General features: G+C 72.5%; 11 protein-coding genes and 1 pseudogene. 3 read left to right on the top strand and 9 right to left on the bottom strand.

Translation table 11 applies throughout. The annotated features are described in order from the left end of the window. Window positions 1–135 precede the first annotated feature (135 nt). Both ACGGZK_RS12210 and glgB read left to right on the top strand, forming a co-directional pair. Window positions 136–2,133, top strand: coding sequence for a maltotransferase domain-containing protein (locus tag ACGGZK_RS12210; protein WP_395246078.1), 1,998 nt, complete (start codon window positions 136–138; stop codon window positions 2,131–2,133). Further along, complete coding sequence (gene glgB, locus ACGGZK_RS12205; protein WP_395242922.1) at window positions 2,126–4,327, top strand: 1,4-alpha-glucan branching protein GlgB; 2,202 nt, start codon at window positions 2,126–2,128, stop codon at window positions 4,325–4,327. The genes ACGGZK_RS12210 and glgB overlap by 8 nt, the downstream gene beginning before the upstream one ends. Before the next feature lie 136 nt (window positions 4,328–4,463). Here glgB and ACGGZK_RS12200 read toward each other — a convergent pair whose 3' ends face one another. Together ACGGZK_RS12200 and ACGGZK_RS12195 are read right to left on the bottom strand one after the other, a co-directional pair. Beyond that, window positions 4,464–5,396, bottom strand: a complete 933-nt coding sequence (locus ACGGZK_RS12200; RefSeq protein ID WP_395242921.1) for a co-chaperone YbbN — start codon at window positions 5,394–5,396, stop codon at window positions 4,464–4,466. Next, window positions 5,393–7,291, bottom strand: a complete 1,899-nt coding sequence (locus ACGGZK_RS12195; protein ID WP_395242920.1) for a hypothetical protein — start codon at window positions 7,289–7,291, stop codon at window positions 5,393–5,395. The genes ACGGZK_RS12200 and ACGGZK_RS12195 overlap by 4 nt, the downstream gene beginning before the upstream one ends. Before the next feature lie 186 nt (window positions 7,292–7,477). On the opposite strand from ACGGZK_RS12195, the gene ACGGZK_RS12190 reads away from it, so the two are divergent. Continuing rightward, window positions 7,478–9,097 carry a DivIVA domain-containing protein gene (locus tag ACGGZK_RS12190; protein ID WP_395242919.1) on the top strand — a complete coding sequence of 540 codons (1,620 nt, stop codon included), beginning with the start codon at window positions 7,478–7,480 and terminating at the stop codon, window positions 9,095–9,097. Between the two features lie 108 nt (window positions 9,098–9,205). On the opposite strand, the gene ACGGZK_RS12185 is transcribed toward ACGGZK_RS12190, so the two are convergent. From ACGGZK_RS12185 to pyrH, 7 genes and pseudogenes are all read right to left on the bottom strand, one after another. Continuing rightward, the gene (locus ACGGZK_RS12185; RefSeq protein WP_395242918.1) at window positions 9,206–9,943 is read right to left on the bottom strand and encodes an alpha/beta hydrolase; all 738 of its coding nucleotides are present in this window, start codon (window positions 9,941–9,943) and stop codon (window positions 9,206–9,208) included. Beyond that, entirely contained in the window at window positions 9,940–10,245 is a 306-nt protein-coding gene (locus ACGGZK_RS12180; RefSeq protein ID WP_395242917.1) for a hypothetical protein, read from the bottom strand. Before ACGGZK_RS12180 ends, ACGGZK_RS12185 begins: the two co-directional genes overlap by 4 nt. A gap of 79 nt (window positions 10,246–10,324) precedes the next feature. After that, window positions 10,325–11,032, bottom strand: a complete 708-nt coding sequence (locus ACGGZK_RS12175) for a lytic transglycosylase domain-containing protein (protein WP_395242916.1) — start codon at window positions 11,030–11,032, stop codon at window positions 10,325–10,327. 46 nt (window positions 11,033–11,078) lie between these two features. Continuing rightward, a pseudogene (locus ACGGZK_RS12170) lies at window positions 11,079–11,606 on the bottom strand (DivIVA domain-containing protein); the annotation flags it as partial. Between the two features lie 82 nt (window positions 11,607–11,688). Then, window positions 11,689–12,678 (bottom strand): phosphatidate cytidylyltransferase, encoded by a 990-nt coding sequence (locus tag ACGGZK_RS12165; RefSeq protein ID WP_395242915.1) that lies wholly within the window; start codon window positions 12,676–12,678, stop codon window positions 11,689–11,691. Between the two features lie 5 nt (window positions 12,679–12,683). Continuing rightward, entirely contained in the window at window positions 12,684–13,238 is a 555-nt protein-coding gene (gene frr, locus ACGGZK_RS12160) for a ribosome recycling factor (protein ID WP_395242914.1), read from the bottom strand. 30 nt (window positions 13,239–13,268) lie between these two features. Next, window positions 13,269–14,000 carry a UMP kinase gene (gene pyrH / locus ACGGZK_RS12155; protein WP_395242913.1) on the bottom strand — a complete coding sequence of 244 codons (732 nt, stop codon included), beginning with the start codon at window positions 13,998–14,000 and terminating at the stop codon, window positions 13,269–13,271. Window positions 14,001–14,062: the final 62 nt, after the last annotated feature.

The raw sequence follows: 14,062 nt of genomic DNA, 5'->3' as shown, positions 1-14,062 counted from the left end.
CTAGAAGTCGAGCATGTCCGGCATGTGAACGTTGCGCGTCCGCGCGCGCCGCGGGGGTTCCGCGCTACGGTCGGAACTGTGACGTCCCCCGCAGCCCTCGCCGGTCGCATCCCAGTGACGCGGCTCAGCCCAGCAATCCCCGGCGGCCACGCCCGCCCCAAGGCCTATGCGGGCGAGGTGGTGCCGTTCCGCGCCACGGTCTTCCGCGAAGGGCACGACGTGGTCGGCGCGATGCTCGTGCTCACCGCGCCGTCGGGTCGCGAGGTGCGCGAGCGGATGACCCTCACGGCGCCCGGCACCGACCGGTGGGAGGCCTCCGCCCGACTCGACGAGCAGGGCACGTGGACGTGGCACGTCACCGGCTTCGGCGACGAGGTCGCCACCTGGCGTCACGACGCCGGCGTGAAGGTCGACGCCGGGGTCGACGTCGAGCTCATGTTCGAGATCGGCGCGCGACTGCTCGACCGCGCCGCCGCCGACAAGGCCCGGCCGCAGGCCGTGCGCCGCCGGCTCACGGCGCTCGCCGCCGCACTCCGCGACGGCGGGGCATCCGTCGCCGACCGGCGCGAGCTGATCGACTCCCCCGTGCTCGACGACTTCCGGGCGCGCCCGCTGGCCCGGCTCGCCACCGACTCGCCCGAGCGGGAGCTGCTCGTCGAGCGCCGCCGTGCGGGCGTCGGCGCCTGGTACGAGTTCTTCCCCCGGTCCGAGGGCGCGCGGCGGCTGAAGGACGGCACCTGGCGCAGCGGCACCTTCCGCAGCGCGCTGAAGCGGCTCGACGGCGTCGCCGCGATGGGCTTCGACGTCGTCTACCTCCCGCCGATCCACCCGATCGGGGTGACCAACCGCAAGGGCCGGAACAACACCCTCGACCCGGGCCCGCAGGACCCGGGCTCGCCGTGGGCCATCGGCGGGCCGCTCGCCGACGGCACCCCGGGCGGGCACGACGCCGTGCACCCCGACCTCGGCACCCTCGCCGACTTCCGCGCGTTCGTGCGCCGGGCCGACGCGCTCGGCATCGAGGTCGCCCTCGACCTCGCCCTGCAGGCCTCCCCCGACCACCCGTGGGTGACGGAGCATCCCGACTGGTTCACGCAACTGCCCGACGGCACGATCGCGTACGCCGAGAACCCGCCGAAGAAGTACCAGGACATCTACCCGGTGAACTTCGACGACGATCCCGAGGGCATCCTCGCCGAGGTGCACCGCATCATCCGCCACTGGGTGAAGCAGGGCGTGCGCATCTTCCGGGTCGACAATCCGCACACCAAGCCGCTGTGGTTCTGGGAGCGCCTCATCCGCGAGGTGAACGCCGAACAGCCCGACATCGTCTTCCTCGCCGAGGCGTTCACCCGCCCGGCCCCGATGCAGGCGCTCGCCGCCGCCGGATTCCAGCAGTCGTACACCTACTTCACGTGGCGCAACACGAAGGAGGAGCTCGAGGAGTTCCTCACCTCGCTCGCCGTCGACACGGCCGACTTCATGCGCCCCAACCTCTTCGTGAACACCCCGGACATCCTCACCGAGTACCTCCAGTTCGGCGGGCCCGCGGCCTTCACGGTGCGCGCGACGATCGCCGCCACGGCGGCGCCCACCTGGGGCGTGTACTCGGGCTTCGAGCTGTTCGAGGCCGTCGCCCGGCCCGGGGCCGAGGAGGCGATCGACAACGAGAAGTACGAGTACAAGCCGCGCGACTTCGCCGGCGCGGAGGCGGAGGGCCGTTCGCTGGCGCTCTACCTCGGCATCCTGAACCGCATCCGCTCGGAGCATCCGGCCCTCGCGCAGCTGCGAAACCTGCGGTTCCACCGCACCGACGACGATGCCGTGATCGCCTACTCGAAGCACCTCGACGGTGCGTTCACCGACTCGGGCGAGCCCGACACGATCATCGTCGTCGCGAACGTCGACCCGCACTCCGTGCGCGAGACGACCGTGCACCTCGACCTGGCGGCCCTCGGCCTCGAGCCGGGCCGGTCCTTCGAGGTCGAGGACCTCGTCGACGGCAGCCGCTGGGAGTGGGGCACGTCGAACTACGTCCGCCTCGACGCCTTCACCCGACCCGCGCACGTGCTGCGGATCGTCCGCGAACGACCGCCGGTGCGCGCCGGCAGGAAGGCGGCCGCGCGTGGCTGACCTCGACCCCGGACCCGTCGTCGCCCGAGACGTGCTCGCCGCCGTCGCGGAGGGACGCCACTCCGACCCGCACTCCGTGCTGGGCATGCACGGGTTCCCCGTCCCCGGCGACCACGCGACCCACTCCGTCGTGCGCGCGCGCCGGCCGCTCGCCGACACCGTCGAGGCGATCCTCGACGACGGCACCGTGCTGCCGCTCCAGCACGTCGGGCACGGCATCTGGTCGGGCGCCGGCGCGTTCGGCCCGACCGGCCACCGGATCCGGGCGACCTACTCCGACGGGGGCGACTGGATCGCCGACGACCCGTACCGCTTCGCCCCCACCCTCGGCGAGCTCGACCTGCACCTCATCATCGAGGGCCGGCACGAGGAGCTCTGGCGCGTGCTCGGCGCGCATCACCGCGAGGCCTGGGGCGCCGGCGGCGCCGTGCGCGGCACCGCGTTCGCCGTCTGGGCGCCCCGCGCGACCGCGGTGCGCGTCATCGGCGACTTCAACCGATGGGACGGGGCATCCCACGCCATGCGCAGCATGGGCTCCAGCGGCGTCTGGGAGCTGTTCGTGCCCGACCTCGCCCCCGGCGCCAACTACAAGTACGAGATCCGCACCCAGCACGGCGACTGGGTGCAACGCGCCGACCCGATGGCCGCCTACGCCGAGGTCGCGCCCGCGACCGCGTCGGTCGTGTACGAGAGCACCTACGACTGGCAGGACGGCGAGTGGATGTCCCGCCGCGCGCACACCGACCCGCACGCGTCGCCCATGAGCATCTACGAACTGCACCTCGGCTCCTGGCGCCCCGGCAAGGGGTACCGCGACATCGCCGACGAGCTCATCGAGTACGTGCAGTGGCTCGGCTACACGCACGTGGAGTTGCTGCCGCTGGCGGAGCATCCGTTCGGCGGCTCGTGGGGCTACCAGGTGACCGGCTACTACGCCGCGACCAGCCGGTTCGGCGAACCCGACGACCTGCGGTACCTGATCGACCGGCTGCACGGGGCCGGCATCGGCGTGCTCATGGACTGGGTGCCCGGCCACTTCCCGAAGGACGAGTGGGCGCTCGCCCGGTTCGACGGCGAAGCCCTGTACGAGCACCCCGACCCCCGGCTCGGCGAGCAGAAGGACTGGGGCACCTACGTCTTCGACTACGGCAACCCGCGCGTCCGCAACTTCCTCGTCGCGAACGCCCTGTTCTGGCTCGAGGAGTTCCACGTCGACGGGCTCCGGGTCGACGCCGTCGCCTCGATGCTCTACCTCGACTACTCGCGCGAGCCCGGCGAGTGGGTGCCGAACATCCACGGCGGGCGCGAGCACCTCGAGGCGATCTCCTTCCTGCAGGAGACGACCGCCACCGCGTACAAGCGCAACCCGGGCATCGTCGTCGTCGCCGAGGAGTCGACGAGCTGGGCCGGCGTCACCGCCCCGACCTCGTCCGGCGGACTCGGGTTCGGCTACAAGTGGAACATGGGCTGGATGCACGACACGCTCCAGTACATCCAGCACGACCCGATGTACCGCTCGTACCACCACCACGAGCTGACGTTCTCGTTCCTCTACACGTTCAGCGAGCACTTCATCCTGCCCATCAGCCACGACGAGGTCGTGCACGGCAAGGGGTCGCTCCTGCGGAAGATGCCCGGCGACCACTGGCAGCAGCGTGCGAACCTGCGGGCGTACCTCGCGTTCATGTGGGCGCACCCGGGCAAGCAGCTCCTGTTCATGGGTCAGGAGTTCGGCCAGCTCTCGGAGTGGAGCGAGCAGCGCGGCCTCGACTGGTGGATGCTCGACCAGCCCACCCACCATCAGCTCGCCGAGTTCGTCGGCGCCCTGAACCGCCGGTACCGCGAGACCGCCGCGCTGTGGCAGCTCGACGACGACTCCGCCGGGTTCGAGTGGGTCGAGGGCGGCGGCTCCGCCGACAACGTCATCGCGTTCCTCCGCTACGACCGCGAGCGGCGCCCGCTGCTGTGCGTCGTCAACTTCGCGGGCCGGCCGCACGAGCAGTACCGGCTCGGCCTGCCGTCCACCGGTCGCTGGGCCGAGGTGCTGAACTCGGATGCCACGGAGTTCGGCGGCTCGGGCGTCGGCAACCTCGGCGCCGTCGAGGCGGTCGCCGAACCGTGGGCGGGCCGTCCGGCGTCGGCGTCGTTCACGCTGCCGCCGCTCGCCGCGGTGTGGTTCCGGCCCGAGGACTGATCGGGGCCGGCGCAGGCCGCCGGCGTGCGTCGGGCCGGGTCGCGGCCGGTGCTGCTTCCGCCCGGCCGGCGCTGCTTCCGCCCGGCCGGCGCTGCGTCCGCCCGGCCGGCGCTGCGTCCGCCCGGTCGACGCTGCGTCAGTAGAGCAGGCTGGCCAGCCGGCGGCGTGCCGCGACGACGCGCGGGTCCTCGGTGCCGGCCACCTCGAAGAGCTCCACGAGCCGGGTGCGCACGAGGTCGCGACCGGCCTGGTTGAGCGTCGGGAAGAGGTCGAGCAGGCGCCCGAACGCGTCGTCGACGTGTCCGCCCGACAGGTCGAGGTCGGCGACGGCGAGCTGCGCGTCGAGATCGTCGGGCGCGGCAGCCGCGGCGTTGCGGATCTCGTCGAGCGTGCGCCCCTGGAGCCGTCCGAGCAGGCTCGCCTGGGCGAGGCCGGCGACGGCGAGCTGGTCGCGCGGATCCTGCGCGATCGCCGTACGGTACGCGGCCTGCGCCGCGGCGAAGTCGCCGCGGGAGATCGCGTCGTACGCCTCCTGGTGCAGCGGCGGGAGCGGGACTTCGACCGGCTCGGCGGGCTCGCCGTCGACCGGGGCGACGGCGCCCGTGACGCCGTGCTGGGCGGCGAGCTGGAGCAGCTGGTCGAAGACCTGGTCGATCACGTCGTCGGGCTGCACGCCCTGGAAGAGCGGCACCGGCGAGCCGGCGACGAGCGCGACGACGGTCGGGATCGACTGGGCCTGGAACGCCTGCACGACCTGCGGGCTCCGGTCGGCCTCGGCGGCTGCGAGCACCAGCGCGCCCTCACGACCTCGCACGAGGCGCGCGAGCGTGTCGACGAGCTGCACCGACTGCTCGCTCCAGCCGGCCCACAGCACGACCACGACGGGCACCGTGCGGGACTGCTCGACGACCGCGCCGAACGACTGGTCGTCGACCTCCACGATGAGCGGGTCGGCGCCGGCGGACGGCGACGGCTGCTGCGAGCCGGCGCCCGGCGCACCGCGCTGCGCGAGCGCGGAGAGGTCGACGGCGCCGCGCAGGCTCGACGACGGCGTGTTCGGATCGCTCACGGTACCTCCGATGCGGCGACGAGGCTCTCGGACCAGCCGAGGATTCGGATCGGCTCGTCGGAGCCGACGGCCGGCACGTAGAACAGTACCTGCACGTCGCGGGTGGTCTGGACGCCCTTCGCGCTCTGGCCGGTGAACCCGGAGAGCGCGCGGGCCGCGCCGCCCTCCTGGAAGCCGGTGGTACCGCCGTCGTTGGGCCGGCTCTGCTCGGTCCTCCGGATCACGGTCGACACCAGTGCTCCTGCGTCGTTCGTCGCCAGCGCCACCACCGGGTCGTCGGTCGCGGCCGTCTGGATGTCGAGCGTCACGGTTGGCGAGTCGGTCTGCACCTGCGTCTTGCGCGCCTGCGCGTCGAGCAGGGTGTCGAGCTCGGTGCCCTCGAGGTCGAACAGCGCGGCCTGCGTGCTCGCGGCGCCGTTCTGCAGCACGTCGGCGAAGGCCGCCGCGACCTGGCTCGGCGGCAGCACGAGGCCCTTGAAGTCGGGCGAGATGAGCGGCGCGCCGATGCTCGGCGGCGCCACCTCCGGGAGGACCACGTCGGGGGCGAGCGGGATCGAGTACTGCACCTTGTAGTTGTCGCGCGGCGCCTGCTGCACGAGGAGCAGCGCGATGGGCGGCACGGTCTCGTCGGCCTCGTTCTTCGAGACGGTGAGCACCGAGCGCGGCCACGTCGTCGCCTGCTGCGGCAGCACGATCGTCAGCGGCTCCGCCGGGATGGCCGGCAGCGCGGGGTGGTCCGGCAGGGAAGCGCGGATGACGTAGTTCGTCTGGCGGGCCTCGAGCGCCGGCCCGGTGAAGCGCTCCGCGACGGTCTGGCCGTCGAGGGACGCGTCGGACGCCTCCGCGAACTCGGCGACCTTGCCCATGATCCGCTCCATCTGCGGAACGGTGACGGCGGGCGGCACGACCTCGTCGGCGGTCGCCTCGGCGTCGTCGGTCGGCTCGGGCGTGGCGGTCGCGGATGCCTCGGGCGCGGCGTCGTCGAAGCTCGGCCAGTAGTCCGCCGAACACGCCGTGAGCGCGAGCATCGGCACCGCGACGAGCACGCCGGCGGCCATCGCGCGCCGACCCGAGCGCCGGCGGCCGGCCAGGGCCTTGTTGGACGGGCGAGGGCCGATCGGCAGCTTCGGTCGGGATCCGCCCTTCGGCAGGTTGCGACGCGGGCCGCGGGAGCGGCGGTGGCCGACGATGCCGGAGACGAGCAGGGCGATGCCGGCGAGGAACACCAGCGTGCCGCCGGCGATGAGCGGCCCGGCCCAGGGCGTCGCGTTGTCGAGCGGCCACGAGATGGCGACCCGGTTCGGGATCGGATCCTCGCTGCCGGAGGCGATGATCACCGAGACGTCGCTCGGCACGTCCACGGTGAGGGTGACGCTGCGGTCGTTCGACAGCTCGTCGAGCCAGAGGTCGCTGCCGGCGGGCGACACCGCGGGCTCCGCGGTCGCCTCGCCGGTCGTCGCGTCGCCGGGCGCGGCGGGCGTGGCGGGCGTGGCGTCCGGCGCGGGGGTGGCCGCCGGGGTCTCGGTCGGTGCCGGCGTCGCCGTCGGCTCGGTCGCCTCCTCGTCGTCGGCGGTGCGCTCGACGGCGACGAGCTCGCCCGAGTCCGCGTCATGCTCGATCTCGACGTACGGGTCCTCGCCGATCCAGGCGAGCACGTCCGCGGTGCGGCCGTAGGCCACGAACACCGTGCCGCTGCCGCTCACCGTGAGCGACTGCGCGCCGGGATGCGTGGCGAGCACGTCGGCCCCGACGACCGCGTAGTCGGCGCTGTCGGCCGGGACGGTCGCGGAGAGCGCGATGCGATCGGGCTCGAGGAAGACCGTGCGCTGGGCGATGCCCAAGCCGATCATCACCGCCGCCGCAGCGAACGCGAGGATGGCGAAGACGAAACGCACTGGCGACTCCCTCTCGACCGCCATGCGGCCTTGGAACAACGGACATCCAACCCTAACGGTCAAGTCTGGGAGCGGGCTCCCCGAACGCTGGATGTGGATTTCCACGCGCGCGTACACCGCGCACCCGTACAATCGTCTGCGGTTCCCGCACGACCCCCCTTACCGCGGGACGAAACCGGAGGAAGCATGGCCGTCGAAGAGACCGAGTTCACCCAGGTGTTCCGCGGATACGACAAGGACGAGGTCGACAAGGCGATCAACGGACTGCGTCGTGACATCATCACCGCGAACAACGGGTCCGCGGAGGCGCAGAAGGAGAACAAGCGCCTGCTCGCCCGCATCGACGAACTCACGGCCGAGCTCGAGGAGGTCGGCAGCCCGACGTTCTCCGGCCTCGGGACGAAGCTCGAGAACACGCTCCGCGTCGCCGAGGAGCAGTCGACCCGGCTCATCGCCCAGGCCGACATCGACGCCGAGAAGCTGCGCCGCGCCGCCGAGGACGACGCGCACCTCGTCAAGTCCGACGCGCAGGAGCTCGCCGAGCGCACGCTCAGCGAGGCCCGCGCCCAGTCGGCCCGCATCCTCGAGAACACCCGTGCCGAGGCCGACGACATGCTGTCGCGCACGCAGGAGTCCAGCGAGCAGCTCCGCCAGGACGCCGTCCGCGACGCCGCGGCCATCCGCGGGACCGCCGTCACCGAGGCGGCCGAGGCCCGCTCCAGCGCGAAGCGCGAGGCCGCCGCGACCATCGCCGACGCCGAGAGCCGTGCGAAGGCGCTGCTCGTCGAGGCGAACACCGAGGCGAACGAGGCGCGCGCCACCGCGGCCGGCCTCACCCAGGAGACCGAGCAGACCCGCGCCGAGGTCGCCATCGAGCTCGACCGGCAGCGCGCCGAGCTCGCCAAGGAGACCGAGCAGGCCCGCATCGACCTCGCCCGCGAGACCGAGCAGTCGCGCATCGACCTCGCGAAGGAGACGGCCGACGCCCGCTCCGCCATCGAGGCCGAGGTGACCGAGCGCCGCGCCACCCTCGAGCACGAGCTCGAGCAGGCCCGCACCGACCTCGACCGGGAGCTGGTCGCTGCGCGCGCCAAGCTGGCCGAGGAGCGCGAGCAGGCGACCGTCGACCTCGCCCGCGAGTCGGAGACGAGCCGCCTGAAGCTCACGCACGAGCTCGAGCGCATCCGCACGAAGCACGCCGCCGAGCTCGACCAGATGCGCGCCGACCTCTCGCTCGAGCAGGAGCAGGCCCGGGCGGACTTCGAGGCCGAGGCCGAGCAGGCCCGCATCGACCTCGACAACCAGCTCACCGCGATGCGCAAGAAGACCACCCACGAGGTGAACCGGCTCCGCCGCGAGGTCGAGCAGTCGCGCCTCGACCTCGACGCCGAGCTCGCCACGAAGCGCGACGAGGCCGAGCAGGAGCTGCTCACCCGTCACCGCGACGCCGTCGCGGAGACGCAGAAGGTCCTCGACGACGCGAACGCCGAGCTGGCCGAGGCCGCCGCACGCACGAACACCGCCCGCGCCGAGGCCGAGCGCCTCTCGAACGAGGTCCGCCAGGAGCTGACCGCGACCCGCGACCGTGCCGACGAGGAGGCGCGCGAGCGCATCGCGCAGGCGCACGAGCAGGCGCGCAAGCTCATCGCCGACGCCGACGAGCGCACCCGCGCCCTCGTCGCCGACGCCGAGGACCGCCTCGCGCAGATCCGCATCGAGCGCGACGCCGTCGCGGGCTACTTCGAGAGCCTGCGCGGCGTGCTCACGCAGGCCGAGCAGGTCGCCGCGGGCAACGCCGCCAACTAGCGGTCCCGCCGGTCCGAGGAGGCCGGTCCGCACGCGCTCCGGCGCGGCGGGCCGGCCTCCGCTGCGTTGCATGCACCTCGCGGCATACGCGGGTACGCCGTCGCGCGGTCAGGCGCCGGGCGGGGTCCAGTGCGTCGGCAGCGGCGCCGCCTCGGGGGCGACGAGGGCCGTGATCTCGTCGAGCACGCGCCGGGTCTGCGACTCCCCCACCCACAGGTGCTTGCCGCCCTCGACGGGCACGACCCGGATGTGCGGCACGGCCGCGAACCGCTCGATCGCCTCGGCCGGGCGCAGGAAGTCGTCGTGCTCGGGGATGAGCGCGACGACCGGGACATCCGTGTCGTTCCATCGCGCGAGTTCCTCGGGCGTCGTGCGCCGCAGCGGCGGCGAGAGCAGGACGACGCCGGCGATGTCGTGCTCGAGTCCGTGCTTGAGCGCCAGCTCCGTCCCGAACGACCAGCCGACGAGCCACGGCCGCGGCAGGCCGCGATCGCGCACGTAGGCGACCGCCGCGGCGACATCCGCCCGCTCGGTGACGCCGTCGCCGAACTCGCCCTCGCTGCGTCCGCGCGGCGACGACGTGCCGCGCGTGTTGAACCGCAGTACGGCGATACCGGCGAGTGCCGGCAGCCGCGCCGATGCCTTGCGGAGGACGTGCGAGTCCATGAAACCGCCGTGCGTGGGCAGCGGGTGGAGCGTGACGAGCGTACCGACCGCCGGACGGTCTACCGGCGTGGCCAACTCCCCGACGAGGGTCAGGCCGTCGTCGGTGTGCAGCTCGACGTCCTCGCGGACCGCGGGGAGCTCGACCCCCGACCGGATCTCGATCGCGTGCTCGCTCGTCATGGGCCGACCCTCCAGCAGTGCGTGTGCCAATGCCTCCGGCCCGCGAGGTCGGCCTGGTCGCCCAGGACGCCGTCGGCGCGCCACGCGACCAGGTGCGCCGTGCCGGGGGCGACCTCGCGCCCGCAACCCGGGCACGTGTAGGCCTTCACGGCCTGCGCCTCGGAGACGGGCTGCACGTACCACTCGCGGCCGCCGCGCACCTCGGTGCGCTTCCAGCCCGCGGTGAGGCGCTCGACGTCGAGGTCCGGATGCCCCGCCCGAGCCTTCGCCGCGCGACCGCGGGATCGGTTGGAAGGGGCCATCAGGCCAGTCTACGCAGCCGGGAGACCGCGACCGCCGACCGCGATCGCCGAGCCTGCGGCTCCGCGCCCGCCGCGCGGCTCAGTACCAGCCGCTGCTCTGCGAGTGCGCCCAGGCGCCGCAGGGGGTGCCGTAGCGGCCCGAGACGTACCCGAGGCCCCACTCGATCTGCGTGGCCGCGTTCGTCTCCCAGTCGGCGCCCGCACTCGCCATCTTCGAACCCGGGAGCGCCTGCGGGATGCCGTACGCACCGCTGCCGGCGTTGTACGCGTTCACCCGCCAGCCCGACTCCTTCGCCCAGAGCGCGACGAGGCAGTCGAACTCCGTCGACGGCCAGCCGCGCGCGGCGACCGCACCGGCGGCGTACGCCTGGGCCGAACCCGGGTCGGGCGTCACGGCCGGCGGCGCCCAGCCCGACGCGGCGGTGGTCGAGGTCGTCTTGGGCTTCTCCTTCGCGACGTACGACTCCCGCGCGACCGAGAGGTCGTACGCGCCGCTCGCCGTGACGCCCTGCGCCTGCTCGCCGCCGAACCGATCCGCCGCCGCATGCTCCGGGGCCGCGGCCAGGGCGGCGGGATCCACGAGGTTCACCACGACGAGGCCGAAGGCCGCGAGCGTGGCGAACACGACGGTCAGCGCCTGCTTCGCCGGGGTGACGACGCCCCGACCGGCCGCTGCGCGCCGCGCGGTCGCGCGGGCCGGGACGTCGGGCTGAACCGTCGGGGACCACGTCGATCGGAGCCTGACCTCGGGCGTGCCATCCGCCTCTGCTCCTGTATGCCTGCCCACGATCAGCCGAGCCTATCGGAGCGCGAGCGGCCGGACGAACCGCCCGTCACCGGACGGCGAGCATGACGTCGACGACGGCGTCGAGCACGAGGTCGACCTGCGACTCGCGATAGCCGCCGCGCTGGGCGCGGAAGGTCACCGTGCGCACGTCGTCGAGGCTGATCGGCCAACCGTCGCGGAAGTAGCGCGTGAGCTTCTCCGTGAACTTGTCGACCTCGCGCACGTGATAGCCCAGCACCAGCGGGTTCACCCGGTCGAACCGATGACCGTCGGGGCGTGCGAGTCGGTTCGAGACGACCTGCGCCGTGGTGCGCGCCTCGCCCAGCCACGCCTCGTCGCCCTGGAACCGGGCGGCGACCTGCCGCTCCTTCGCGGCGAACGCGTCCTCCAGGCGCTCGAGCGCCGCGTCGACGTGCGACGTCGAGTACCCGTTGCGCTGCATCGCGAAGGCGGTCAGCCGGATCTTCTCGGCCGTGATCGGCGGATCCCCCGCACGCGGACGGCCGTCGTAGGCACGACGTGCGACCTGGAGGAACTCCTCGACCTGCTCGACGCGGTAGCCGAGCTGGCCCTTGTGTGCATGGGGAAGGTCGAATCCACCGCCCCATTATCGCCGACGCCCGGCCCGCTGCCGAGCCGGCGACGCACCGCGTCGCTCACCCGAAGAACCGGAACGCCAGGTACGCGATCGCCGCCGAGGGCAGGATCGAATCGAGCCGGTCGAGGAATCCGCCGTGGCCCGGGAGCCACGAGCTCATGTCCTTGATGCCGAGGTCGCGCTTGATCAGCGACTCCGCGAGGTCGCCCGCCGTCGCCGTGAGCATGATCGCGGCGCCGAAGATGAGCCCGAACCACCACGGCTCGCCGAGCATGAAGAGCGCGAGCAGCACGCCCGCGACGAGGCTCGCGCCGGCCGCGCCTGCGAAGCCCTCCCAGGTCTTCTTCGGGCTGATCACCGGCGCCATGGGGTGCTTCCCGAAGGAGAGCCCGAACGCGTAGGCCGCCGTGTCCGCGACGACCGCGATGATGATGAACGCGAGGGTCCAGTACTCGCCGTGGTCGGCCGCCGTGAGCACCACGATGAAGGTGGCGAGGAACGTCACGTACCCCTGCACGAACGCGCCCGCGGCGAGGTCGCCGAGCAGGCCGTTCCGGCTGGGCGGCGCTCCGCGCCCCTTGGCCGCGGCATCGACGAGCCGCCAGACGGTCACCAGCACGATGCCGCCGAGGACCGACAGGAGCTGGCCGCCGGGGCCGAAGAAGTACGAGATCGGCACGGCGATGACCGCCACGGCCACCGACGGCACGAGCGGAACGCGGATGCTCGCGCGACGGAAGGCCTGGACCAGCTCCAGGCTCGCGAACCCGGCCACCACCACCGCGAACACGAGGAACAGCGGCTTGAAGACGAGCAGGCTCAGCAGCAGGGCGCCGCCGAACGCCAGCCCGATCAGGATCGCGACGAGCAGGTCACGACCCGTGCGGGCCTTGATCTTCTCCTGGGCGTGGTCGAACTGGGCGCGCGACGCCTCGAACTGGCGCTCGAACTCGGCGCGCTTGGCGTTCACCTGCGCCTTGAACTCGTCGCGTGAATGCTTCGCCGGCTCCTCGGCGCCCGACTGCTCCCCCTCCTGGACGCCAGACATGTCGTCTAGACCTCGAGGAGTTCGGCTTCCTTGCGCTTCAGCGCATCGTCGATCGCGTCGACGTTGGACTTGGTGAGGGCCTCGAGCTCCTTCTCGCCGCGGGCCACCTCGTCGTCGCCGACCTCGCCCTTGAGCGCGTCGAGGTCGTCCTTCGCCTTGCGACGGATGTTCCGCACCGACACGCGAGCGTCCTCCGCCTTGGAGCGGACGATCTTCACGAACTCCTTGCGGCGCTCCTCGGTCAGCTCGGGCAGCGTGACGCGGATGAGGTTGCCGTCGTTCGTCGGGTTCGCGCCGAGGTTCGGCATGTCGCGGATCGCCTGCTCGATGTCCTTCAGCGCACCCTTGTCGTAGGGCGTGACGACGAGCGTGCGCGCCTCGGGGTTGCTGAGGGAGGCCAGCTGCGACAGCGGCGTGGGCGTGCCGTAGTAGCTCACCTGGACCTTCTGGAAGAGCTGGGGGTTCGCCCGGCCCGTCCGCACCGTCGCGAAGTCGTCCTTCGCGACCTCGACGGCCTTCTGCATGCGGGTGGTGGCATCGGACAGTACATCCGCGATCACGGGAGCTCCTTCGTTCGCTACTGGGTCAGTCTATCGGCCGAGCACCGGCGCGCCGTTGCGCACCATGGTGCCGAGCTCCGCGCCGATGATGGCGGCGGTGACGTTGCCCGCCGGCTCCATGCCGAAGACCTGCATCGGCATCCCGTTGTCCATGCACAGGCTGAACGCCGTGGAGTCGACGACCTTCAGGCCGCGCTGCAACGCCTCCTGGTAGGAGATCTCGTCGATCTTGTGCGCGTCGGGGTTCGTGCGGGGGTCGTCGGAGTACACGCCGTCGACGCCGTTCTTCGCGACGAGCACCACGTCGGCGTCGATCTCGAGGGCACGCTGGGCGGCCACCGTGTCGGTTGAGAAGTAGGGCAGGCCCGCGCCGGCGCCGAAGATGACGACCCGGCCCTTCTCGAGGTGACGCTCCGCACGACGCGGGATGTACGGCTCGGCGACCTGGGTCATCGAGATCGCCGACTGCACGCGCGTCGCGGCGCCGGCCTGCTCGAGGAAGTCCTGGAGCGCGAGCGAGTTCATGACGGTGCCGAGCATGCCCATGTAGTCGGCGCGACCGCGGTCCATGCCGCGCTGGCTGAGCTCCGCGCCGCGGAAGAAGTTGCCGCCGCCGACGACGATCGCGACCTCGACCGTGCGGGCCGCATCCGCGATCTCGCGAGCGAGCGAGCTGACGACATCGGGGTTGACGCCGAGCGCTCCCCCGCCGAATGCCTCTCCCGAGAGCTTCAGCATCACCCTGCGCTTGCGTTCCGTCATCCCCAACCGTCCTTTCGGTCCGCCCCGTGTCAAAACTAGTGGTTCACCCGGCCGACACGCCG

The sequence above is a fragment of the Agromyces sp. MMS24-K17 genome (genome assembly GCF_043950245.1).
Taxonomy (GTDB): domain Bacteria; phylum Actinomycetota; class Actinomycetes; order Actinomycetales; family Microbacteriaceae; genus Agromyces.
Note: the sequence above shows the minus strand (reverse complement) of the source record. Positions and strands in the feature narration are given on the sequence as shown.